Source organism: Idiomarina seosinensis, from assembly GCF_044797955.1.
GTDB classification, from domain to species: domain Bacteria; phylum Pseudomonadota; class Gammaproteobacteria; order Enterobacterales; family Alteromonadaceae; genus Idiomarina; species Idiomarina seosinensis_A.
Genome location: NZ_CP085211.1, coordinates 1,028,885 through 1,050,839 on the forward strand (window position 1 = coordinate 1,028,885; position 21,955 = coordinate 1,050,839).

Sequence of the window (21,955 nt, forward strand, 5' to 3'; positions counted from 1 at the left end):
ATTCATGCTACCCCTTAAGCAATCTGCAGACACCTTAAAAGACAAACGACGTCTGAAATGGGCGTGTCGACGCGGCATGTTAGAACTGGATGTGCTGTTTGAGCCCTTTGTGGACGAGGCATATGACGAGTTGACTGAACAACAAAAAGACGACTTTCGCCAGCTGCTAACCTGTGATGATCCTGATCTCTTTGCCTGGTTTATGGGGCATGAAAAATGTCCCGATGAACGGCTGACAAAAATGATTGAATTCATGCTGTCACGGGTCAAAGTCTAATAAAAGCGCTGCATTGTTTTCGGCTAGATTACCCAACGCAGTTACTTTCTGTTAGTGACTGCGGTAATTACTGGCGCCTTGACGAACTTGAGCAACTGCAACTGAGTGGCAAGGCGCTCATCGTTTGGCGCTGGTTATTAATTGTCCCGCTGCAGCGCCACGGCGAGCGGCGCTGGCTTTGGCTCTGGTGGTTCCGGCTTAGTGCCGAACAGCTGGCGTTACTGCGCTTACTGGCACTAAACTGCGGACGGCACTAACCGGGTGGGGCGAGGCTCCGGCAGCTGCTCGGGAAAGTCCATGGTGTAATGTAAACCCCGGCTTTCTTTACGAGCCATGGCGCTGCGCACAATCAGTTCAGCAACTTGCAGTAAATTGCGCAGTTCGAGCAGGTTGTTACTGACGCGGAAGTTAGCATAGTAATCATGGACTTCCTGTTGCAGCAGTTCTATGCGGTGTAAGGCCCGTTCAAGCCGCTTAGTGGTGCGTACAATGCCAACGTAATCCCACATAAAAAGACGCAGTTCGTGCCAGTTATGCTGAATGATCACCTCCTCGTCGGAGTCAGAAACCTGACTTTCGTCCCAGGCAGGAATGGTGCTCACCGGCGCTTCCTGATAGTTCTGACTGAGAATATGGCGTGCAGCGCTTTGCGCAAAAACCAGACATTCCAGTAACGAATTACTGGCCATTCGATTAGCGCCGTGCAAACCGGTATAGGCCACTTCGCCGACAGCGTACAGGCCATTTAAATCGGTTTCAGCATTCAGGTTAGTGGTGACTCCACCGCAGGTATAGTGGGCCGCGGGTACCACGGGCATTGGCTGTTTACTGATATCGATGCCCAGGTCGAGACATTTTTTAAAGATGGTTGGGAAGTGCTGCTGCAGAAATTCCGATGTCTGATGCGAAATATCCAAATACATACAGTCAGCGCCTAAACGTTTCATTTCATAGTCAATGGCACGGGCTACGACGTCCCGCGGCGCCAGTTCAGCCAAGGAATGAAAATCCGGCATAAAACGGCTACCGTCGGGACGTTTCAGGACTGCGCCTTCACCGCGTAGCGCTTCGGTTAATAAAAAGCTGTGTGCGTTTGGGTGGTACAGGCAGGTTGGATGAAACTGATTAAATTCCATATTAGTAACACTGCAGCCCGCACGCCATGCCATGGCAATACCATCGCCACTGGCGATATCCGGATTACTGGTATACTGATAGACTTTACTGGCGCCGCCAGTGGCCAGTACTACAAACCGTGCGGCCACGGTTTCAACCCGCTCGCGCTGACGGTTCCAAAGATAAGCTCCGTAGCAGCGGTCAGCTTTGTTTAAGCGTTTGCCGGTGACTAAATCAACGGCGTTAAAGCGCTCTAACACTTTAATATTGGGGTGTTGCAGCACTTTATCCTGTAGGGTTGTCTGCACCACTTTGCCCGTGGCGTCTGCAGCATGCAGTATGCGTCGGTGGCTATGGCCACCCTCGCGGTTCAGATGATATTCAGGGTCTTTGCTATCAGACTCAACCTGATCGAAACCAACGCCGGCGTCGATCAGCCATTGCAACGCGTCGCGGGCGTTGCCTGTGGTAAACTTAACCGCGTCGCGTTCGCATAAACCGGCGCCTGCAATCAGGGTGTCTTCGATGTGGCTTTCGACGCTGTCGTTCTGATCAAAAACGGCGGCAATACCGCCCTGGGCGTAATAGGTCGAGCCTTCCAGCAATGGGCCTTTACTAACGATAATAACGCTGACATGATCGGCAAGTTGTAAAGCGGTAGTCAAACCGGCCGCACCAGAACCAATAACTAAGACATCGGATTGATAATTTGCTGCAGGTTCCATAAAGTACTCTTAAAGAATTTTGGCTGATTTTACGCATTTGTTAGGATTTTTGCGAACTTTTTACCTCGGCTCGGGTCACAGATTGTAGTCACTATGACGAGCCGTCAGTTCAAGCAGTTCCTAAGCTAGGGAGAACAGGCTCGGATGAGCACAAAAATAACGGATCAACAGCTAGTCGAAAGGGTACAGCAAGGTGATAACCGTGCTTTTGACCTTTTAGTAAAAAAATATCAGCACAAAGTAATGAGCTTGATCTCTCGTTATGTCAAACAGCCGGGTGATGTGGCCGATGTAGCGCAGGAAGCATTTATAAAAGCGTATAAAGCGTTACCAAAATTTCGCGGTGACAGCGCCTTTTACACTTGGTTGTATCGCATTGCGGTAAATACAGCGAAAAATTATTTAGTTGCTCAGGGCCGTAAACCGCCGTCCGCCGATATTGATGCTGATGATGCAGAATACATTGAGAGTGCCGGGGCATTGAAAGACTCGGCCTCTCCTGAGCGACAGTTATTAACCGATGAAATTCAGTCGGTGGTACTTAAAGCGATGGAAGATTTACCCGATGATTTGCGCCAGGCTATTACTCTGCGCGAAATTGAGGGGCTGGGTTACGAAGAAATTGCAGTGGCAATGGATTGTCCTATTGGTACCGTAAGATCACGTATTTTTCGTGCCAGGGAAGCCATTGATAACCAGTTGAGACCGTTATTAGAACGGTAACCAAAGAGGAACAACTATGTCCCGGGACAGACTGTCTAACGACACTATGCCAACTTCAGAAATGCAGACAACATCGGCCATTTTTGACCAGGAATCGGCTGAGCAGAGTGCTATTGATGATTGGTTAAGTAAAGATGAGGAAAGTTCGCGCTGGCATCGTTATAGCCTCATCAGCAGCAGTCTTAAGGGAGAACTGGGCGGTACCTCAGTGGTTGATATCAGTGAGCAGGTCAGTGCCGCTATCGCCGCACAGATCGATAAGCCTGAAGTGATAAAAACCTCGATGCACAGCCGCTCGGCAGCGGTACGAAAAGCGGCAGCGCGCTGGCTGCAACCGACGGCTAAAGTAGCCGTTGCCGCCGGCGTTGCGGTAGTGGCGGTATTAACAGTACAGACCTATCAACAACCTAATTTAGTACCCGGTAACCCGGCCAGCGAACAGCCTTCGATCATGACAGCACCAATTGGCGGCAGCAGCCAGCCAGTCAGTTACTCGCCAGCCGGGCAAACGCAGGCAGCCAGTCAGGAAACGCCGCAGCAGAGCGAGCAATTAAGGCGTCAGGCGCAATCCTATTTAATTGATCATCAGCAACAGCTAATGATTTTGCAGACCCCCGCAGCAGAGCAACCAGCACAGAAAGCTGAAGAGAATAGCGCAGATTCACCAAATTAACAGGGAGAGCAGGTCATGAAGTTTTGGCATTATGGCCTCATAATCATACTGTCGTTTTGTAGCCCGGTGCAGGCGCTACAAGGCTCTCCTCAGCAGCCCGATGATCGCGCAGCTGCCAGCACAAATAATGACGGCGAGCGTTGGTTCAACTTAATGGCCACTGCCCTTAATACGTTGAATTTTGAAGCTTCGCTGGTGCATGTTCAGGGGGACCGTATTGAGCCTTATCAATGGGTTCATGGAGTGGATAACAGCGGTCGCCAGTTTGAGTGGCTAATGCAAATGAATGGCCCGGGTTTTCGCGCGCTGCGAATCAATGATCGGGTATCGCATTTTCACCCTGCTACCGAAAGCTATTCATTAAAATCAGAAGTCCTTTCAACTCTTATACCCAGTGCATTTAACAGGCCTTTTGACGAAGTTGCGAGCCATTACCGGGCGGTGGCTGTCGGCGGAGCGCGGGTATTGGATCGCAAAGCACAGCATATTCGTATCGTCAGCCGAGATAACCAGCGTTATGGATTTTCGTTGTGGCTGGACCGTGAAACCGGCATGCCGCTCAAGGTCTTAATGGTTAACCGCAACGGCGAAATTATGGAACAGTTGCAAATGACCAGTCTGTCGATGCGTCCGGTTTCGCCGACAATGATGAACGAGTTGAGTGAAATTGAGCAGCCGCCTTTTTTAGCGCAGCTGCGCTCGTCACAGCCGCCCCAGTTAACCCGGCAGCCGAACTGGTCACCTGCGGGGTTTCGGTTAATAAAACAGCAACACCATCGGTTAGTGCTCGACGGAACTCCCGTCGACCACTATCTGTACTCTGACGGTTTAGCCGAATATTCGGTCTACTTAGCTAAAGCCGAGGGCGAGCCGATGCCGGCAATGAGCTTAGCCGGTCCGCAAACCTTATTCAGCCAGCCGGTCGCCGACACTATTGTCACCGTAGTGGGGCATATCCCTTTAGAAGTCGCCAAACAGGTCGCATCTAGCGTACAATAATCGACATGAAAGAAATTGCAGAAGTGGTGGCGGTGCAGGGCAACCGTATCACCTTAACTACCCAGCTAAAAACTGCTTGTAGTGGTTGCAGCCAAAAAACCACCTGTGGAGCCGGCATCCTCAGTAAGTTGTTTGCTGATCGCAATGCGCAGTTTACTGTGCTGTCGAATACTCCGGTAACACCCGGCGAGCAAGTGGAAATCAGTATGCCTGAGCAACAGGTAACACGTTTTGCTCTATTGCTTTACGGTTCGCCCATTCTGATCCTCTTATTAACGGCAATGACCTTAACGTCACTGCAAAGTGTGCCGGAATGGCTGGTCATTGTTCTCTCCTTTAGCAGTTTTGCCGCTACCTTTGTTGCGCTGAAACACTGGTTTCAGAAATGCGATGTTAAAGTGAATCAGCTGATTCAAATAACAGCTCAACAAGTTTAATTCAAATCGACCAAAATGATTGGTTCTTTGGCGTAACATCGGTATGATCAGCGCTAATTTGCATGGCTAATGTGGCTATAATGCTCGTAGTCAAAGTTTAGTTTTCAGAGGTGTCATCAATGCCGGACAAGGCGTTTAATCAAAAGAATATCCGTAACTTCTCGATTATTGCTCATATTGACCATGGTAAATCGACCTTATCTGACCGCCTTATCCAGTTTTGCGGCGGGCTCACTGATCGGGAAATGGCTGAACAGGTGCTCGACTCAATGGACCTGGAGCGTGAGCGTGGCATTACCATTAAAGCACAAAGCGTAACGCTGTATTACACGGCGAAAGACGGTGAAACCTATCAACTGAATTTTATCGACACCCCGGGCCATGTTGACTTTTCCTATGAAGTTTCGCGCTCTCTGGCAGGCTGTGAAGGGGCTTTGCTGGTGGTTGATGCAGCTCAGGGGGTAGAAGCACAGACCCTGGCAAACTGTTACACTGCCATCGACATGGAACTGGAAGTGGTGCCGGTTCTTAACAAGATTGACTTACCCCAGGCCGATGCCATGAGTGTGGCCCAGGAAATCGAGGAAATTGTTGGCATCGAAGCGGTTGATGCGGTGCAATGTTCCGCTAAAACCGGCATTGGAATCGACGAAGTTTTAGAACGTATTGTGCGCCAGATCCCACCGCCTCAGGGTGAAACTGAGAAGCCACTGCAGGCTCTGATTATTGATTCCTGGTTTGATAATTACCAGGGAGTGGTATCGTTGGTCAGAATTAAAAATGGCACCTTGCGAGCCGGTGAAAAAATGACAGTGATGTCCACCGGCCAAACCCATATTATTGATAAAGTCGGCTACTTTAATCCCAAGCCGCACGAAACCGGTATTTTGCACACCGGCGAAGTGGGTTATGTTATCTCCGGCATCAAGGACATTTTGGGAGCGCCGGTAGGTGATACGCTCACCAATGCCAAAAACCCGGCCAGTGCGCCGGTACCAGGCTTTAAAAAAGTGAAGCCGCAGGTCTATGCCGGTATGTTTCCGATCAGCTCAGATGACTATGAGGCATTTCGCGATGCCTTGGGCAAACTGTCGCTGAACGATGCCTCGCTTTTTTATGAACCTGAAAATTCAGCAGCCCTTGGTTTTGGCTTCCGCTGCGGTTTTCTGGGCATGTTGCACATGGAAATCATCCAGGAGCGGCTGGAGCGCGAATACGATATTGATTTGATAACTACGGCACCCACTGTGGTCTACGAAGTGCAAGTGGTGAAAGGCGATATCGTGAAAGTCGACAATCCGGTTAACTTGCCTCCGGTTAACGAGATCGAGACCATTTACGAGCCGGTGGTTGAAGCCAATATTCTGGTGCCGCAGGAATTTTTAGGTAATGTAATAACGCTCTGTGTGGATAAACGCGGTGTGCAAACTGCCATGACCTACCATGGCAAGCAGGTTGCTGTTACCTATGAAATGCCAATGGCTGAAGTGGTGATGGATTTCTTTGATCGCTTAAAATCAACCAGCCGCGGTTATGCCTCACTGGATTATCAGTTTAAGAAGTTTCAGGCGGCTGATATGGTGCGGGTTGATATTTTGATCAACGGTGATCGGGTAGATGCTCTGGCGATGATTACGCACCGCGAACATGCAGAGGGCAGGGGCCGTATGCTGGTTGATAAAATGAAGGAGCTGATCCCCCGGCAAATGTTCGATATTGCAATACAAGCGACTATCGGCAACCATGTCATTGCTCGTTCGACCGTCAAACAGCTGCGCAAGAATGTGACCGCGAAGTGTTATGGCGGTGATGTCAGCCGTAAGAAAAAGCTTCTTCAGAAACAAAAAGAAGGTAAAAAACGGATGAAAAATCTGGGTAACGTAGAAGTTCCGCAAGAAGCGTTTTTAGCGGTATTAAAAGTTGGCAAGTAAGCCCTGCATTTTGTTTGTTAAAGATAATAATTAACCACAGGAAGTATTGGCAATGGCCAACTATTTTTCAGTTTTATTGACGCTGGTTACCCTGGCAGCAGGCCTGCTTTGGCTGTTTGACGCGCTGGTGTTGAAACCACGCCGCAAAGAGGGCGAAGCGCAAAACTCAGTGACTGAGTTTGGCCAGTCGGTGTTCCCGGTGCTGGCTGCGGTACTGGTTCTGCGCTCCTTTTTGTACGAACCTTTCCAAATCCCCTCTGGATCGATGATGCCGACCCTGCTAAAAGGCGACTTTATTTTAGTTGAGAAGTTCGCCTACGGCATAAAAGACCCGCTTTTTCGCTCTAAGGTTATTGATACCGGCGAGCCGGAGCGTGGTGATATAGCGGTGTTTAAATACCCGTTACAGCCGGAGGTCGATTATATTAAACGCATCGTTGGTTTGCCGGGCGACCGCCTGGTGTATCGCAACAAAAAATTATACATTCAGCCCAAGTGTGAGGCCGGTGAATTTTGTGATGCGATTCAAATTACTCAGACAGAGGTTAACAACGGCGACAGCTTCTTTTCCGGAGGCAGTTCATTAAAAGAATATGTGGTCGACATTGACGAGCTGTCCCACAGTATCTTACTGGATCCGCGGGTAAGCCCGCGAACCCCGTTATATTACCAGCAGCCCGGCACTCGTGACGGTGAGTTTGTTGTCCCCGAAGGCCAGTATTTCGCTATGGGCGATAACCGCGACAACTCACAGGACAGCCGCTACTGGGGTTTTGTACCTGATGAGTATTTAGTGGGTAAGGCTGTATTTATCTGGATGAGTTTTGAGATGGATCGTAGCCAGGACAGTATATTGCCGGGTTGGGTGCCCACCGGCATCAGATTTGAACGATTAGGAACAATTGAGTGAGTTTACCCAAGCCCCCGTTAGAAAAGCTGGAACAAACGATTGGTTACCGTTTTAGCCGGCGTGATCTGCTAAAACAGGCGCTGACCCACCGCAGCGCCCACGCACAGCACAACGAGCGTTTAGAGTTTCTCGGCGACTCGATCCTTGGTGTGGTTATCGCCGAGGCATTATTTGAACGCTTTCCGCAAGTCGCTGAAGGTGATTTGAGCCGGATGCGAGCGGCCATTGTCTGCGGTCGTTCACTAGCCCGGCTAGGGCGCGATCAAGAAGTCGGCGACTATTTGTGGCTGGGTCAGGGCGAATTGAAAAGCGGTGGCTACCGGCGCGAATCGATTCTCGCTGACGCCATGGAGGCGATTATCGGAGCGGTTTACCTTGACAGTGACATGGCTACCGTAAAGCAGATGGTGCTGCGCTGGTTTGCCGGACAACTTAATGAAATTAAGCCCGGCGTTAGCCAAAAAGATCCGAAAACTCGTTTGCAGGAATTGTTACAGGCACGCCAGTTACCATTACCCGATTACGATGTGGTGGCAACTCAGGGGCAGGCTCATAATCAAAAATTTACGGTAACTTGCCGTGTCGAGGGTTTAAAAGATCCATTTTTAGGTACCGGAACCAGCCGCCGTAAAGCTGAACAGGCGGCTGCTACAGCAGCACTGGAACAATTGCAGGAATGGTTATGAATCTGGATGAAATGTTAAAACAGTCACTGGGTCATGACGGCCTGGTTGATGAAAATAAACACTGCGGTTTTGTTGCTATTGTCGGGCGGCCTAATGTTGGTAAGTCGACTTTACTGAATTACTTGCTGGGGCAAAAAGTCAGTATCACCTCGAATAAGCCGCAAACCACCCGCCACCGCATACTAGGAGTTGACACCCAGGGTGACTGCCAGGCGGTTTATGTGGATACACCGGGTATGCACCTGCAGGAAAAACGAGCCATTAACCGGGTAATGAATCAAACGGCGGCGGCAGCCATTAACGATGTTGATTTGGTTTTGTTTGTTGTAGAAAACACCAAGTGGACTGAAGATGACCGCATGGTCCTGGAAAAACTGCAGCGCACTCAACGACCGGTTGTTTTGTTAGTCAACAAAGTGGATCAGTTAAAAGATAAAAGCCGTTTGTTACCGCACTTGCAGTGGTTAAGTGAGCAGCGCGAATTTGCCGATATGTTGCCGATATCAGCCACTCAGGGTGATAACATTGAGGCGCTTCGCAACATTGTTAAAAGTTATCTGCAGCCGGGTTATCATTTTTATCCGGCTGATTATGTCACAGACCGCTCCCAGCGCTTTATGACCGCTGAAATTATCCGGGAAAAGCTGATGCGCTTTACCGGTGAAGAGCTGCCCTATGAAACAACCGTCGAAATTGAGCAGTTTGGGCAGTCGGAAAAAGGTACTACGCATATCCATGCGCTGATTTTAGTCGAGCGCGCCGCCCAGAAACGCATGGTTATTGGAGAAGGCGGCAGTAAATTAAAGACCATTGGCACCGAAGCCCGGCGGGACCTGGAAAAATTACTGGATAATAAAGTCCTGCTAAAACTCTGGGTCAAAGTTAAATCGGGCTGGTCTGACGATGAAAGGGCGCTGAAAAGTCTGGGTTACCGCGAGGATTAAGCGTGCCACAAGCGGCCTTTGTCCTGCATCGGCGAGACTACCAGGAAACCAGTTTGCTGGTCGACCTGATCACTGAGCAGGAAGGGCGGCTGCGGGTCATCGCCAAGGGAGCAAAGCGAGCCAAAAGTTCCTGGCGGGCCATTTTACAGGCGTTTACCCCCTTAACGGTAGATTTTGTCGGCCGAAGCGACCTAAAAACCCTGACCCTGGCCGAAGCCACTGATGTTCCGTTTCCGCTGACCAGTAAACGGCTATACAGTGGCTTTTATATCAACGAACTGCTGCAACGCTTATTACCACTTGAAGATGATGCCAGTGAAATTTTCTGTGCCTATCAGCTGGTTTTGCAGCAACTCAGCTCGCAGCGCGATATCGAAAGCCTGCTGCGCTGGTTTGAATGGCAGTTACTCAGGCAGTTGGGCGCAACCTTTGACTGGTTGCATGATGCAGAAAGCGGGCAGCCACTGCAGCCGGATGGGGTCAGCTATTTTGACCCCGAGTCGGGCTTTGTGCAAAACCAGCGAAACACCTGGGTAACAGCCTGGCCGTCGGACATTATTATGTCCCTCGGTCAGATTGATTTATTGCAGGACGATTTAAATCCAGAGCAACGAAAAGCGTGTAAGTTAATCATGCGCGAAGCTTTGGCAATCCATCTTGGTAACAAGCCATTGCGCTCGCGGGAATTGTTTCGTCGTTAGGAGCAGGTTATGAAAAATTTAAGACTGGGCGTTAATATTGATCACATCGCAACCTTGCGCAACGCCCGTGGCGTTCGTTATCCGGATCCGGTTGCTGCAGCCGCAATCGCTGAGCAGGCTGGTGCCGATGGGATTACTATCCATTTGCGCGAAGACCGCCGTCACATCACTGACCGTGACGTCGAATTGTTAAAGCAAACGCTGAATGTTCCGATGAACCTGGAAATGGCGATTACCGAGGAAATGCTCGCTATTGCTGAGCGAACTAAACCGGCTTATTGCTGCCTGGTACCGGAAAAACGCGCCGAGTTAACCACAGAAGGCGGCCTTGATGTTAAAGGGCAACAAAGGGCTGTGACCCAGGCGGTTGAGCGTCTGAGTACGGTAGGCATCGCAGTATCGCTGTTCATTGATGCGAATCAACAACAGATTGATGCCGCAAAGGCCACCGGCGCGCCAATCATTGAGCTGCACACAGGCCATTATGCTGACGCGGAAACACAGCAACAGCAGTTATCAGAACTGGAGAAAATTCGCCAGGCAGCGGTTTATGCAGCCGACCTGGGTATTCAGGTGAATGCGGGTCACGGTTTGCACTATCATAATACTCTGGCGATCGCGCAAATTGAGCAGCTGGAAGAGTTGAATATTGGCCACTCCATTATTGGCCGGGCCGTATTAGTCGGTCTGGACTCAGCGGTTCGGGACATGAAACAGATATTAAACGGAGCACGCTGATGCCCATTTTTGGCATTGGGACCGATATTGTTCAGGTAGACCGTATGCAGGCCTCACTGGATCGTGGGCAAAGCCTGGTGAAGCGGATTTTAACTGAGGCTGAACAGCGTCAACTGGCACAAAACCCGCGTCCTGCACATTTTTTAGCTAAGCGGTTTGCCGCAAAAGAAGCCTGCGCCAAAGCTTTTGGTCGGGGTATAGCGTCCGGCCTGTCGTTTCAGCATATGGAAGTGTGCCACGATGAGCACGGCCGGCCGTTATGGTCGTTTAGTGGCACTGCCGCAGACTGGTATAGCGAGCTGCAGCTGTCGCAGGCCTTGCTAACCATTAGTGACGAGCAGCATTATGCGGTTGCAACTGTCCTACTTGAGCGCTGACAGGTAATCCAGCATGGCACAATTTTTTAAGCCGAAGCCAAAAGCGACTGCGTCCGCAAGGCGACAGAAACCGGTCCAGCGGGGTGTAGTAACAGCTCTTGATCATCAAGGCAGGGGCGTGGTTCGCGCTGATGACAATGCGGTTTATTTTATCGAACAGGTATTACCCACCGAGCAAATTCGCTTCCGGCCGCTTAAAAAGTATCAGGCCGAACTTTTGGCCATAGAGCAAACTGCTGAGGAACGCCAACAACCCCCATGTCCTTACTATGTCCGCTGCGGCGGATGTGACATGCAGCATCTGAACAACACCAGACAACAGCAGCACAAACAAACAACGGTGACCGAGCTATTGGCGAAATTTGCCGGGTTGACAGAGCAATTGAACTGGCAGCCGATAGTGTATGCCGAACACTGGCACTACCGCAGAAAAGCCCGGCTGGCGGTTAAATGGCATGGTAATGATGATTCGTTATGGTTGGGCTTTCGTCCACCGCAAAGTAAAAAAGTGACGGTTATCGATGAATGTCCAGTATTGGTTGAATCTTTGTCCCGTCTGTTGGTGCCGCTCAGGCAGTTGCTTGGTTCAAGCCGGATTGGTGCGGTTCTTGGGCATGTTGAACTAATCGAGGTGAATAAGGTACAGGTTGTTTTACGGCTAACGGCGTCCTTATCGGCAGCTCAACAACAGCAGTTGGTCTCCTTCGCTAAACAGTACAAGGTACAGTTTTGGCTGCAGAATGATACCGACGTGATACCGCTGCAGCCACAACAACAATGCTTTGATCTGAGTATTGATGACGATCGCCTTTATTTTGCCGGCGGTGATTTTTTACAAGTTAATGAAAACGTCAATCAGAAAATGGTGGAGCAGGCCCTGCAGTGGCTGCAGCCCGGCCGTGACGATACCGTGCTGGACTTATTCGCCGGAGTAGGTAATTTCAGTTTACCGCTGGCGCGCCGCGCTGCGCGGGTAGTCGCTATTGAGGGCGTTGCGGCTATGACCGAAAAGCTTAGCTACAGCGCTGATCAGGCCGGATTAACTCAGCTGACAGCAGAAACCGTCGACTTAACTCAGATAACCGCCCGACAGCTGGCAGCTTACAAAGCTAACTTATGGTTGTTAGATCCTGCTCGTGCCGGCGCTGAAGCTGTTTGCCGGGCGGTGATGTCCATCGCGGCTGAGCAAAGGCCAGCACGCATTGTGTATGTTTCCTGTGCCCCTGTCACCCTCGCCCGCGACAGCGAGTGGCTGGTGCAGGCAGGCTACCGGATAAAAACACTTGGGCTAGTTGACATGTTTCCGCAAACCCATCACATTGAAACCATGGTCTATTTTGAGAGAGTGGCGTAACTAATGGTCCATGTCCGCAGCACTCATGTCGATGATCCGCAATACCAGGACGGCCAGCAACACTGGCTGCATGATGTCGCTGATCCCGCAGAATTACGGCAGCAGGCCCAGTGGCTTGAGCAGCGTTACGCCGAGTACCCCCAGGCCTTACTGAAAGGCCGTGAGATGGTGGAAATCCTGGCGCCACTAAACCTGGATAAAGAGTCTTTGCTGGCTGCGTTGTTTACCCCCTTGCTAGAAGCCGGTGCGTTTCCTTTAGGACAATTAGAAAGCAGTCATCCGGCCAGCCTGCAGGGGCTTTTGCGGAACGTGCAGCAGATGCAAAGCATTTCCGATTTACAGCACTTTCAGCATGGTCAGCCGGACAGCGTACAAATTGATAATGTGCGCCGCATGCTGTTGTCTATGGTGGAGGACGTCCGTGCTGTTTTAATTAAACTAGCCGAGCGCATCTGCTTTTTACGTGAAGTAAAAGAAAGCGATGAAGAAACTCGGGTGCTGGCGGCAAAAGAGTGTGCCGAGATATATGCGCCCCTTGCTAACCGACTGGGTATTGGCCAGCTGAAATGGGAGTTGGAGGATATCTCGTTTCGGTATCTGCATCCGGCTACTTATAAAAATCTTGCCCAACGGCTGGACGAACGTCGGCTAGATCGAGAAAACTACATTACTGAATTTGTCGATAAACTGCAGCAAATGTTAGAGCAGCAGGGAATAGAGGCTGACGTTTATGGCCGCCCGAAACATATTTACTCGATCTGGCGCAAGATGCAGAAAAAGCATCTGCAATTTGATCAGCTGTTTGATATCCGCGCAGTGCGTATTCTCACCCACTCGTTAAAGGACTGCTATGCGGCGTTAGGGGTGGTTCATACTCAGTGGCGGCATCTGGCAGCAGAGTTTGATGATTACATTGCTACACCAAAGCCTAACGGTTATCAGTCCATTCATACGGTGGTGATTGGTCCGGATCAAAAAAATGTCGAAATTCAGATCCGTAGTCACGAGATGCATGATGACGCCGAGTTGGGCGTAGCGGCTCACTGGATGTATAAAGAAGGGGCTGCGGCCGGCAGACGCCACGGATTTGATGAAAAAATAGCCTGGTTGCGAAAATTGCTGGACTGGCATGAAGATATGGCCGAAAGCGATAGTCTGGTGGATGAAATTCGTTCCCAGGTTTTTGAAGATCGGGTTTACGTTTTCACGCCCAAAGGCGAGGTGGTTGATCTACCGGCAGGCTCAACACCACTGGACTTTGCTTATTATATTCACAGCCAGGTTGGACACCGTTGTGTTGGCGCAAAAATTGATGGGCGCATCGTCCCTTTTACCTATCAGCTGCAAAACGGTGACCGCGTAGAAATATTAACGCAAAAAACCTCGACACCGCGCCGCGACTGGCTTAATCCGCAGCTGGGTTATTTGCACTCGTCGCGAGCGCGGGCGAAAGTTCATACCTATTTTAAAAAGCAGGATCGCGATAAAAATATTATTGCCGGTAAAGAATTGCTGGAAGCTGAGCTCAGTAAGTTGCAGTTAAATCTGGCTAAAGTCAGTAAAAAACTGCAACTGGAGCGCTTTAATGTCAGCAGTCTCGATGATCTACTGGCCGCTATCGGAGCGGGTGATGTTCGCTTACAGCCGGTGGTTAATCAAATAAAACCTCAGACCAGCGAAGCGGAGAAAGTTGAGCAACTAAAAAAACGCAGTAAGGCGGGCAAGCGCAAATTAGCCGGGACCTCTGAGGTGGTAATTGAGGGTATCGGCAACCTGATGATGCAATTTGCCAAATGCTGTGAGCCTTTGCCGGGTGAGCCTATCATGGGCTTTATTACTCAGGGTCGTGGGGTATCAGTGCACCATCGTGACTGTGAACAACTGGCTAACTTATTGACGCAACACCCACAACGCGCAATAGATGTCAGCTGGTCACGGCAGACTAAACAGGATTACCGGGCCGGGCTGCGAATTTCTGCGCTGGACCGCAATGGTTTGTTACACGATGTCACCAGTATTTTATCAAACGAAAAGGCCGCCGTGCTGCAAATGGACAGTGACACCAATAGTAGCTCACAAACAGCTACTATATTGTTGCAACTGGCAGTTAAAGATAATGAGAGTCTGCAGCGTATCAGTCAACGACTGCGACAAGTTAATGGTGTTGAGCAGGTACAACGAGTTTAACCGGTATGAATGAATTTAAAGGAATTGGCGCATTAACGGGCGTAATGCAGCGCTTGCGGGATCCGGATAATGGCTGTCCATGGGATTTAAAACAAAGTTTTGAGTCGTTATTGCCTTATACTATCGAAGAAACCTACGAAGTGGTTGATGCGATTCAGTCGGGCGATATGGCGGCTATTAAAGATGAGCTTGGCGACCTGCTGTTTCAGGTTGTTTTTTACGCGCAACTGGCTAACGAGCAGGGTGAGTTTAGCTTTGATGATATTGCCGAACATACCGCGAATAAGTTAATACATCGTCACCCGCATGTGTTTGGAACAGATGCTGAACGTAATTTATCCGATGCCGAAATAAAAGCACAGTGGGAGCAGATAAAGCAGCAGGAGCGTACTAAAAAGAATGCCCGGGGCTCAGTGTTTGATGATATACCAAGCCAGCTACCGAGCATTTTAAAAGCGGCTAAACTACAAAAACGTGCATCATCGGTGGGTTTTGACTGGCCTGAAGCCGAGCCGGTTTACGCTAAAATTGAAGAAGAAATTCAGGAAGTAAAAGACGCCACAGAACAAGAGCACATTGAAGAGGAAGTAGGGGACTTGCTGTTTGCTGTGGTAAATTTAGCTCGCCACAAACAGGTTAATCCGGAGCGCGCTCTGCAGCGCGCCAACGAAAAATTTAAAAGCCGGTTCCAGCATATAGAGCAAACTCTTAGCCAGCAGAATAAACAGGCCGGCGACTCCAGTCTGCAGGAGCTGGAAGCGCTTTGGCAGCAAGCCAAAAAAGCCGGTTTGCTTTAGCGCTGCTTTTTTATCAGAGGGATGCCATTATCTTAAGGAAAATAGTCAACACCCGCTCAGGTCACCTTAATCTTAGCCCCCCGGGCGCGCTGGCACTGAGCTTTTTTGTGATGATTCTATTGGGTACTTTGCTGCTCAAGTTACCTTTCGCTACACCCACTTCTATTACCCTTATGGAAGCGCTTTTTACGGCTACCTCGGCGGTAACGGTAACCGGTTTGATTGTGGTAGAGACAGGTTCAGATTTTACCCTGTTCGGGCAAATTGTCATTGCGATACTGATTCAGTTCGGCGGGCTGGGGCTAATGACCTTTGCTGTGCTGACTTTAATTGCCATTGGCGGCAAATTGGGCTTTTTTCACTTGCAGGTGGCAGCCACAGCATTTAATCAAACCAAACTAACAACCGTTGTTTCAACGGCTAAGTCGGTATTGCTGTTCACACTGATTGTGCAAAGTATCGGTATGCTGCTGCTCTTTTTACGTTGGTTCGGACCGATGGATTTTGGCGATGCATTATTTCACAGTTTCTTTTATGCTGTATCGGCCTTTAACAACGCAGGTTTTGCCTTATCCCCCGATAGTTTAATGGCGTATGTCGGCGACCCGGCGATCAACTTAATCATTACCGCGTTATTTATTAGCGGCGGGCTGGGTTTTGTTGTGTGGATGGATTTATACAAACATCGGCGGTGGCATAAGCTCAGCTTATACAGCCGATTAATGATAGCCAGCACGGTAATTATTAACATTATTGTGTTGATGCTGTTTTTACTGCTGGAATGGAATAACCCTCAGACGCTGGGACCCTTAAACGCCGTCGAAAAACTGCTGGCCGGCTGGTTTCAGGCCACAACACCACGCACTGCAGGCTTCAATACGGTCGATACCAGTGCCTATAGCGATGGCTCAACCGTTATGACTCTGCTGCTGATGTTTGTCGGTGCCGGATCATTAAGTACCGCTTCAGGCATTAAGCTAATGACGTTCGTCGTGCTGATTATGTCAACCTACTCGTTTTTCAGGCAGCGTAAAGATGTGCGCTTGTTTGAACGGGCAGTTCCTGAGCACACCATTCATAAAGCTTTTTCTCTGGTGGTTATGGCGGTGATGTTGATTTGGGTTAGCTTCTTTTTGCTGGTTTCGACCCACCAGATTAACTTTATTGACGGGATATTCGAGGTGGTTTCGGCATTTGGTACCGTGGGCTTATCACGCGGAGTAACCGATGATCTCAACACCTTCGGCCAACTATTGATTATGTTTCTTATGTTTTTTGGTCGGATCGGGCCATTGACCCTAGGTTATATGCTGGCCAAGCCGAAGAAAAAGAAAGTGCGCTACCCCGATGCAGAAATTCCTATTGGTTGAGTCAGGGGCTGACTTTTATTTGTCGTACCCTGGCTCTTTCGGTATACTATTTTCCCGTCTTAAAGCATTCCCTACACTGACCTGACCAACTGGGTAACACATGGCGACAAATTATATTTTCGTAACCGGCGGAGTGGTATCCTCGCTGGGTAAAGGCATTGCTGCAGCCTCTTTAGCAGCAATTCTTGAAGCACGGGGCCTTAACGTAACCATCCTTAAACTCGACCCCTATATTAACGTGGATCCCGGCACAATGAGTCCGATCCAGCACGGTGAAGTCTTTGTCACCGTTGACGGCGCAGAAACCGACCTGGACTTGGGTCACTACGAGCGGTTTATCCGTACCCGAATGACACGCCATAACAATTTTACCGCAGGACGGGTGTACGAAGATATTATCCGACGCGAACGTAAAGGTGAATTTTTAGGTGCTACCATTCAGGTTATTCCGCACATAACTAACGAAATTAAACGTCGGATCGTGGAGGGTGGTAAAGGCGCCGATATCGCTATCATTGAAATCGGCGGAACAGTGGGTGATATCGAATCGCAGCCGTTCTTAGAAGCCATTCGTCAGCTTGGTACCGAGGTTGGCCGTGACCACACGTTGTTTATGCACCTGACGCTGGTACCGTTTTTAGGTGCCGCCGGCGAGGTCAAAACGAAACCCACTCAGCACTCAGTAAAAGAGCTTCGCTCTATCGGGATTCAGCCGGATATTTTGATTTGTCGTTCGGATCGCTCCTTACCTGCCTCTGAGCGCTCGAAAATAGCTTTGTTCACCAACGTTGAAGAAAAAGCCGTTATCGGCTTACGTGATGTTGATAGCATTTACAAAATACCGTCAATGTTGAAATCGCAGGGACTGGACGAAATAGTTACACACCGTTTTCGGCTTGACTGCCCGGAAGCCGACCTGGGCGAATGGGAGCAAGTCTTATATCAGGAGTCTAATCCAAACGGCGAAGTAACGGTTGGCTTTGTCGGCAAATATGTTGAATTGCCGGATGCGTACAAGTCAGTTAATGAAGCCTTAGCCCATGCAGGCTTAAAAAACCGTCTGACGGTTAACGTACAATACATAGATGCGCAGGATCTGGAATCTAAAGGCACCGGAAAATTAGCCGACGTGGACGCTATTCTGGTACCTGGTGGCTTCGGCGACAGGGGCATTGAAGGTAAGTTAATTGCCGCCCGCTATGCGCGTGAAAATGACATTCCTTACTTGGGGATTTGTCTTGGCATGCAGGTCGCTTTAATTGAATTCGCCCGTAACGTTGCTGGCCTGGCCGATGCTAACAGTACCGAATTTGATACTGACACCCAATATCCGGTAGTAGGCTTGATCACTGAATGGATGGACGCTTCGGGGCAAAAAGAGTTACGTGATGAGCACTCAGATATGGGTGGGACCATGCGCCTTGGCGCACAGGAATGCTACCTGGAGCCTGATACCAAAGCGCTGCAAATGTATGGCGCCAACACCATAGAAGAGCGTCACCGCCATCGTTACGAAGTGAATAACCATTACCTGGAACAACTGCAACAGGCCGGTTTAAAAATCAGCGGTTTCTCTCATGATAAAAAACTAGTAGAAATTGTCGAAAACCCGAACCACCCCTGGTTTGTAGCGGTGCAGTTCCATCCCGAGTTTACCTCGACGCCGCGCGATGGGCACCCGTTATTTAAAGGCTTTATTGAAGCTGCGGGTCAACATAAAAAACAACGCTTAGGTTAATTGAACTAAAGGACAGGACAAAATAATGAGCAAGATTTCCCGAATTATTGCCCGAGAAATAATGGACTCACGCGGTAACCCTACGGTTGAAGCCGATGTTTACCTGGAATCCGGCCACATGGGCCGGGCCGCAGCACCCAGCGGCGCTTCAACCGGCTCACGAGAAGCGTTGGAATTACGTGACGGTGACAAATCACGTTATCTGGGTAAAGGTGTTGAAAAAGCGGTTGCCAACATTAATGAAGCCATTGCCGAAGCATTACGCGGCCAGGATGCCGGAAATCAACAGGCCATTGATGATGTGATGTTGCGTATGGATGGTACTGACAGTAAAGAGAAACTGGGCGCCAATGCTATTTTAGCGGTTTCCCTGGCGGTGGCCAAAGCGGCTGCGGCAAGCCAGGATATTGCCCTGTACGAACATATTGCCCGGCTTAACCAAAGTGACGGCCAATACAGTATGCCATTACCCATGATGAACATCCTGAACGGCGGTGAGCACGCTGATAACAATGTTGATATTCAGGAGTTTATGATTCAGCCCGTGGGCGCTGAAAGTTTTAAAGAAGGGCTGCGCATGGGCGCTGAAGTCTTTCACGCGCTAAAAAAGGTTTTGCGGGAACGAGGTCTCAGCACCGCGGTGGGTGATGAAGGTGGTTTTGCGCCGAATCTTTCTTCCAACGAAGAAGCGCTGCAAGTGATAGTTCAAGCAGTTGAAAACGCTGGCTATGAAATGGGTAAAGACATTACCTTAGCCCTTGATTGCGCTGCTTCTGAGTTTTATAAAAACGGCAAGTATGTATTAGCCGGCGAGAACAAGTCTTTTAACGCCAGTGAATTTGCTGATTATCTGGCTGAGCTGTGTGATCGTTATCCAATCATTTCGATTGAGGATGGTCTGGATGAAAGTGACTGGGACGGCTGGAAAATACTGACTGAAAAGCTTGGTGATAAAGTTCAGTTGGTTGGCGATGATCTGTTTGTTACCAATACCAAAATCCTGCAGGAAGGTATCGACAAGTCCATTGCTAATTCGATTTTGATTAAGTTTAATCAAATTGGTAGTCTGACAGAAACTCTGGCGGCCATTAAGATGGCTCGCGATGCGGGTTATAGTGCGGTAATTTCGCACCGTTCCGGCGAAACTGAGGATGCTACTATTGCTGATTTAGCGGTAGGAACAGCAGCAGGTCAGATAAAAACCGGCTCACTTTGTCGTTCTGACCGCGTTGCAAAGTACAACCAACTTTTGCGTATTGAGGGCGATCTGAATGACAAAGCGCCTTACCGCGGCCGACAGGAAGTCAACGCTGGTTAAGCAACAGACTGATATTTTTCAGCCTATCGCACAGCACGGCGATTTTGCCGAGCTGTGTGTTGCTTTGTACGAACGGGAAGTGAATCAACTAGCGCAGATTGAGGATATGCCCGTTAGGGCATTGCAGCGCCGGCTGGCCAGTTTACCTTTCTATATTCAGCGGGCTGCCCATGGCTGTTTGCGTGCCGAGCAGGAAGCGCCATTGTCTCTGGATGTGCAGAACGCCAGCTGGCAGGCGACGCAAGCCAGCAAATGCCCTGTTAATCCGCTGTCGGGTCAAACAGTCAAAACTCAGCAGCAGTGGTTTAAAAAACACGCTGCGCTCGGTCTGGTGGTGCCGGTTGCCTATCAAACCGCCGAGCTTAAAACGATTTTTCTGGACAGCATCGACCGGGTAGACGCTCAGTATAACCGCGTTCACTTGAATTATCGTGGCTGGTTTAATTTCAGTGGTGATGGTGAACCCCCCTCAGAAACGTTACTGAAGCCAAATAAGCGCGTGATGACAGCCGCCAGTTGCGGCCATCAGTGGAATCATAAGCGCCGAATTAATCCCCGCACTTTAACACTGAGAGAACTTTTATTAGTAGCGACCCTGGACTGGAAAAAGTTTCAGGTCGCTTTGTCGATTGCCCGCTAAAAACTAGCTAACGTGTGTTAGCCAGCCATAGTCGTCAGGCTGCTGCCCCCATTGGATGGCATTTAGCTGTTCACGCAAGCGTTTGGTTGTCGGTCCGTCCTGGCCATTTCCAACGGTTATTAACTGACCGTCGCGGACTAAGCTGCCGACCGGCGTCAGCACCGCTGCAGTGCCTGATAGCGCCGCTTCGCACTCAGGCTTTTGAGCCCGTTCAATCAATTCATCAACGCTTAATTCACGTTCACTGACGGTCATGCCGGAATCACCAGCCAAGGTTAAAATCGAATCGCGGGTAATCCCGTGCAAAAAGCTGCTGTCCAGATCTTTGGTAATGATTTCGTCGCCATCGATCAGCAAAAAGTTAGCAGCTCCGGTTTCCTGCACATCGCCACCCGGACAGAACAACACCTGGTCTGCCTGATATTGTTCCCGAGCCCGTAAGATGGGTCCCAGGGCGCTGGCATAGTTGCCGCCGCCTTTCGCCATTCCCATGTGTGCTGCGCAACGAGAGCCCTGCTCTTCAATTTGCAGCTTAAGTGGCTTTATACCACCGGAGAAATAATCGCCGACCGGTGACAACAGCACATACAGCATCGAACTGTGAGTAGGATGAGCGGCTTTGCCGATAGCAGGTTCGGTACCAATGTGGGTGGGCCTGATATACATAGAACCCGGTGGTGAAGGCACTTGCTCAGAAAATGCCTCGACTACCTGCAAAATCATTTGTTCCAGCAAAGCTTCATCAACTTCAGGCAGTGCGAGCAACCGACTGCTTTGCGCCATCCGCCGGATATTTTGCTGCATGCGGAAAATATTGACGCTGCCATCGCCATGACGGAATGCCTTTAAGCCTTCAAAACAGGTGCTGGCATAGTGCAGTACGTGAGCGCCGGGATGCAGCTGAATGGATTCAGAGTCGACCAGTCCCGCCGATAACCATTGCTCATTCTGGTAGGTCGCCAAACTCATTTTTGGCATAAAAACTGTTCCAAAGGCAGCCATGTTTTTATCCTCTATTTAAATTTTATGTCGTGTTTTTTGCAGTACCAAAGCACTACGGGTATTTCCAGCAGTAAATAAACAATCAAGGTGTACCAAAACCAGTTCAAGCTAAAACCCATTAACAAAAATTGGTAGCCGGTACCCCAGTACTTAAAGCCGACGATAAATAACGCTAAACCGGTAGCGAATACATCATAAATGGCCAGCTGGGTTAAGCTTTGACCGGCAAATCGGGGGTACAGGTGCAAATAACTGACAAGAATAATGATTAAGTTTAACAGCACAACCAGTAACTCAGCCGGCATGATCGCT

The 21,955-nt window shown here is 49.7% G+C and carries 22 protein-coding genes; 19 read left to right on the forward strand and 3 right to left on the reverse strand.

Annotated features, from left to right (window positions below; all coding sequences use genetic code 11):
- Nucleotides 1-4: 4 nt before the first annotated feature.
- Nucleotides 5-277: a succinate dehydrogenase assembly factor 2 gene (locus tag LG288_RS04890; protein WP_404402596.1), complete on the forward strand. Its 273-nt coding sequence runs from the start codon at nt 5-7 to the stop codon at nt 275-277.
- Between the two features lie 236 nt (nt 278-513).
- Here the strand turns inward: LG288_RS04890 and nadB are convergent, their stop codons facing one another.
- Nucleotides 514-2,118 (reverse strand): L-aspartate oxidase, encoded by a 1,605-nt coding sequence (gene nadB, locus LG288_RS04895; protein WP_404402598.1) that lies wholly within the window; start codon nt 2,116-2,118, stop codon nt 514-516.
- Nucleotides 2,119-2,262: 144 nt separating this feature from the next.
- Here nadB and rpoE point away from each other — a divergent pair, with 144 nt between their 5' ends.
- The 18 genes from rpoE to LG288_RS04985 all read left to right on the forward strand — a co-directional run bounded on the left by rpoE (nt 2,263) and on the right by LG288_RS04985 (nt 20,641).
- A complete protein-coding gene (rpoE, locus tag LG288_RS04900) occupies nt 2,263-2,841 on the forward strand; it encodes an RNA polymerase sigma factor RpoE (RefSeq protein ID WP_404402600.1) in 579 nt (192 codons plus the stop codon).
- A gap of 16 nt (nt 2,842-2,857) precedes the next feature.
- Nucleotides 2,858-3,514, forward strand: coding sequence for a sigma-E factor negative regulatory protein (locus LG288_RS04905; RefSeq protein WP_404402602.1), 657 nt, complete (start codon nt 2,858-2,860; stop codon nt 3,512-3,514).
- Between the two features lie 15 nt (nt 3,515-3,529).
- On the forward strand, nt 3,530-4,513 hold the full coding sequence (locus LG288_RS04910; protein WP_404402604.1) for a MucB/RseB C-terminal domain-containing protein: 984 nt from the start codon (nt 3,530-3,532) through the stop codon (nt 4,511-4,513).
- A 5-nt stretch (nt 4,514-4,518) separates the two neighbouring features.
- Nucleotides 4,519-4,950 (forward strand): SoxR reducing system RseC family protein, encoded by a 432-nt coding sequence (locus tag LG288_RS04915; protein ID WP_404402606.1) that lies wholly within the window; start codon nt 4,519-4,521, stop codon nt 4,948-4,950.
- Nucleotides 4,951-5,069: 119 nt separating this feature from the next.
- Nucleotides 5,070-6,881 (forward strand): translation elongation factor 4, encoded by a 1,812-nt coding sequence (gene lepA, locus LG288_RS04920; RefSeq protein WP_404402608.1) that lies wholly within the window; start codon nt 5,070-5,072, stop codon nt 6,879-6,881.
- 52 nt (nt 6,882-6,933) lie between these two features.
- A complete protein-coding gene (lepB, locus tag LG288_RS04925) occupies nt 6,934-7,791 on the forward strand; it encodes a signal peptidase I (protein ID WP_404402610.1) in 858 nt (285 codons plus the stop codon).
- Nucleotides 7,788-8,477 (forward strand): ribonuclease III, encoded by a 690-nt coding sequence (gene rnc, locus LG288_RS04930; RefSeq protein ID WP_404402612.1) that lies wholly within the window; start codon nt 7,788-7,790, stop codon nt 8,475-8,477. Before lepB ends, rnc begins: the two co-directional genes overlap by 4 nt.
- Nucleotides 8,474-9,421 carry a GTPase Era gene (gene era / locus LG288_RS04935; RefSeq protein ID WP_404402614.1) on the forward strand — a complete coding sequence of 316 codons (948 nt, stop codon included), beginning with the start codon at nt 8,474-8,476 and terminating at the stop codon, nt 9,419-9,421. The genes rnc and era overlap by 4 nt, the downstream gene beginning before the upstream one ends.
- Before the next feature lie 2 nt (nt 9,422-9,423).
- Entirely contained in the window at nt 9,424-10,122 is a 699-nt protein-coding gene (recO, locus tag LG288_RS04940; RefSeq protein WP_404402616.1) for a DNA repair protein RecO, read from the forward strand.
- 9 nt (nt 10,123-10,131) lie between these two features.
- Complete coding sequence (pdxJ, locus tag LG288_RS04945; protein ID WP_404402618.1) at nt 10,132-10,860, forward strand: pyridoxine 5'-phosphate synthase; 729 nt, start codon at nt 10,132-10,134, stop codon at nt 10,858-10,860.
- A complete protein-coding gene (acpS, locus tag LG288_RS04950) occupies nt 10,860-11,237 on the forward strand; it encodes a holo-ACP synthase (protein WP_404402620.1) in 378 nt (125 codons plus the stop codon). Before pdxJ ends, acpS begins: the two co-directional genes overlap by 1 nt.
- Before the next feature lie 13 nt (nt 11,238-11,250).
- Nucleotides 11,251-12,591 (forward strand): 23S rRNA (uracil(1939)-C(5))-methyltransferase RlmD, encoded by a 1,341-nt coding sequence (gene rlmD, locus LG288_RS04955; protein WP_404402622.1) that lies wholly within the window; start codon nt 11,251-11,253, stop codon nt 12,589-12,591.
- Between the two features lie 3 nt (nt 12,592-12,594).
- On the forward strand, nt 12,595-14,778 hold the full coding sequence (gene relA, locus LG288_RS04960) for a GTP diphosphokinase (RefSeq protein ID WP_404402624.1): 2,184 nt from the start codon (nt 12,595-12,597) through the stop codon (nt 14,776-14,778).
- Nucleotides 14,779-14,783: 5 nt separating this feature from the next.
- A complete protein-coding gene (gene mazG / locus LG288_RS04965; RefSeq protein ID WP_404402625.1) occupies nt 14,784-15,575 on the forward strand; it encodes a nucleoside triphosphate pyrophosphohydrolase in 792 nt (263 codons plus the stop codon).
- Nucleotides 15,542-16,945 carry a TrkH family potassium uptake protein gene (locus LG288_RS04970; RefSeq protein ID WP_404402627.1) on the forward strand — a complete coding sequence of 468 codons (1,404 nt, stop codon included), beginning with the start codon at nt 15,542-15,544 and terminating at the stop codon, nt 16,943-16,945. The genes mazG and LG288_RS04970 overlap by 34 nt, the downstream gene beginning before the upstream one ends.
- A gap of 100 nt (nt 16,946-17,045) precedes the next feature.
- Nucleotides 17,046-18,683 carry a CTP synthase gene (locus tag LG288_RS04975; RefSeq protein WP_404402629.1) on the forward strand — a complete coding sequence of 546 codons (1,638 nt, stop codon included), beginning with the start codon at nt 17,046-17,048 and terminating at the stop codon, nt 18,681-18,683.
- Between the two features lie 25 nt (nt 18,684-18,708).
- Nucleotides 18,709-20,001 carry a phosphopyruvate hydratase gene (gene eno, locus LG288_RS04980; RefSeq protein ID WP_404402631.1) on the forward strand — a complete coding sequence of 431 codons (1,293 nt, stop codon included), beginning with the start codon at nt 18,709-18,711 and terminating at the stop codon, nt 19,999-20,001.
- Nucleotides 19,955-20,641 (forward strand): hypothetical protein, encoded by a 687-nt coding sequence (locus LG288_RS04985; RefSeq protein ID WP_404402633.1) that lies wholly within the window; start codon nt 19,955-19,957, stop codon nt 20,639-20,641. Before eno ends, LG288_RS04985 begins: the two co-directional genes overlap by 47 nt.
- 3 nt (nt 20,642-20,644) lie before the next feature.
- Here the strand turns inward: LG288_RS04985 and LG288_RS04990 are convergent, their stop codons facing one another.
- Together LG288_RS04990 and LG288_RS04995 are read right to left on the reverse strand one after the other, a co-directional pair.
- The gene (locus LG288_RS04990) at nt 20,645-21,643 is read right to left on the reverse strand and encodes a branched-chain amino acid aminotransferase (protein WP_404402635.1); all 999 of its coding nucleotides are present in this window, start codon (nt 21,641-21,643) and stop codon (nt 20,645-20,647) included.
- 11 nt (nt 21,644-21,654) lie between these two features.
- The gene (locus LG288_RS04995; RefSeq protein WP_404402637.1) at nt 21,655-21,948 is read right to left on the reverse strand and encodes a hypothetical protein; all 294 of its coding nucleotides are present in this window, start codon (nt 21,946-21,948) and stop codon (nt 21,655-21,657) included.
- Nucleotides 21,949-21,955: the final 7 nt, after the last annotated feature.

What these genes read in the sequence shown, in the direction of transcription:
- eno (WP_404402631.1), top strand. Translation starts at nt 18,709, where the DNA reads ATGAGCAAGATTTCCCGAATTATTGCCCGAGAAATAATGGACTCACGC.
- era (WP_404402614.1), top strand. Translation starts at nt 8,474, where the DNA reads ATGAATCTGGATGAAATGTTAAAACAGTCACTGGGTCATGACGGCCTG.
- relA (WP_404402624.1), top strand. Translation starts at nt 12,595, where the DNA reads ATGGTCCATGTCCGCAGCACTCATGTCGATGATCCGCAATACCAGGAC.
- LG288_RS04975 (WP_404402629.1), top strand. Translation starts at nt 17,046, where the DNA reads ATGGCGACAAATTATATTTTCGTAACCGGCGGAGTGGTATCCTCGCTG.
- rlmD (WP_404402622.1), top strand. Translation starts at nt 11,251, where the DNA reads ATGGCACAATTTTTTAAGCCGAAGCCAAAAGCGACTGCGTCCGCAAGG.
- mazG (WP_404402625.1), top strand. Translation starts at nt 14,784, where the DNA reads ATGAATGAATTTAAAGGAATTGGCGCATTAACGGGCGTAATGCAGCGC.
- LG288_RS04915 (WP_404402606.1), top strand. Translation starts at nt 4,519, where the DNA reads ATGAAAGAAATTGCAGAAGTGGTGGCGGTGCAGGGCAACCGTATCACC.
- lepA (WP_404402608.1), top strand. Translation starts at nt 5,070, where the DNA reads ATGCCGGACAAGGCGTTTAATCAAAAGAATATCCGTAACTTCTCGATT.
- acpS (WP_404402620.1), top strand. Translation starts at nt 10,860, where the DNA reads ATGCCCATTTTTGGCATTGGGACCGATATTGTTCAGGTAGACCGTATG.
- LG288_RS04910 (WP_404402604.1), top strand. Translation starts at nt 3,530, where the DNA reads ATGAAGTTTTGGCATTATGGCCTCATAATCATACTGTCGTTTTGTAGC.
- nadB (WP_404402598.1), bottom strand. Translation starts at nt 2,118, where the DNA reads ATGGAACCTGCAGCAAATTATCAATCCGATGTCTTAGTTATTGGTTCT.
- LG288_RS04905 (WP_404402602.1), top strand. Translation starts at nt 2,858, where the DNA reads ATGTCCCGGGACAGACTGTCTAACGACACTATGCCAACTTCAGAAATG.
- LG288_RS04995 (WP_404402637.1), bottom strand. Translation starts at nt 21,948, where the DNA reads ATGCCGGCTGAGTTACTGGTTGTGCTGTTAAACTTAATCATTATTCTT.
- LG288_RS04990 (WP_404402635.1), bottom strand. Translation starts at nt 21,643, where the DNA reads ATGGCTGCCTTTGGAACAGTTTTTATGCCAAAAATGAGTTTGGCGACC.
- pdxJ (WP_404402618.1), top strand. Translation starts at nt 10,132, where the DNA reads ATGAAAAATTTAAGACTGGGCGTTAATATTGATCACATCGCAACCTTG.
- lepB (WP_404402610.1), top strand. Translation starts at nt 6,934, where the DNA reads ATGGCCAACTATTTTTCAGTTTTATTGACGCTGGTTACCCTGGCAGCA.
- LG288_RS04890 (WP_404402596.1), top strand. Translation starts at nt 5, where the DNA reads ATGCTACCCCTTAAGCAATCTGCAGACACCTTAAAAGACAAACGACGT.
- LG288_RS04985 (WP_404402633.1), top strand. Translation starts at nt 19,955, where the DNA reads ATGACAAAGCGCCTTACCGCGGCCGACAGGAAGTCAACGCTGGTTAAG.
- rpoE (WP_404402600.1), top strand. Translation starts at nt 2,263, where the DNA reads ATGAGCACAAAAATAACGGATCAACAGCTAGTCGAAAGGGTACAGCAA.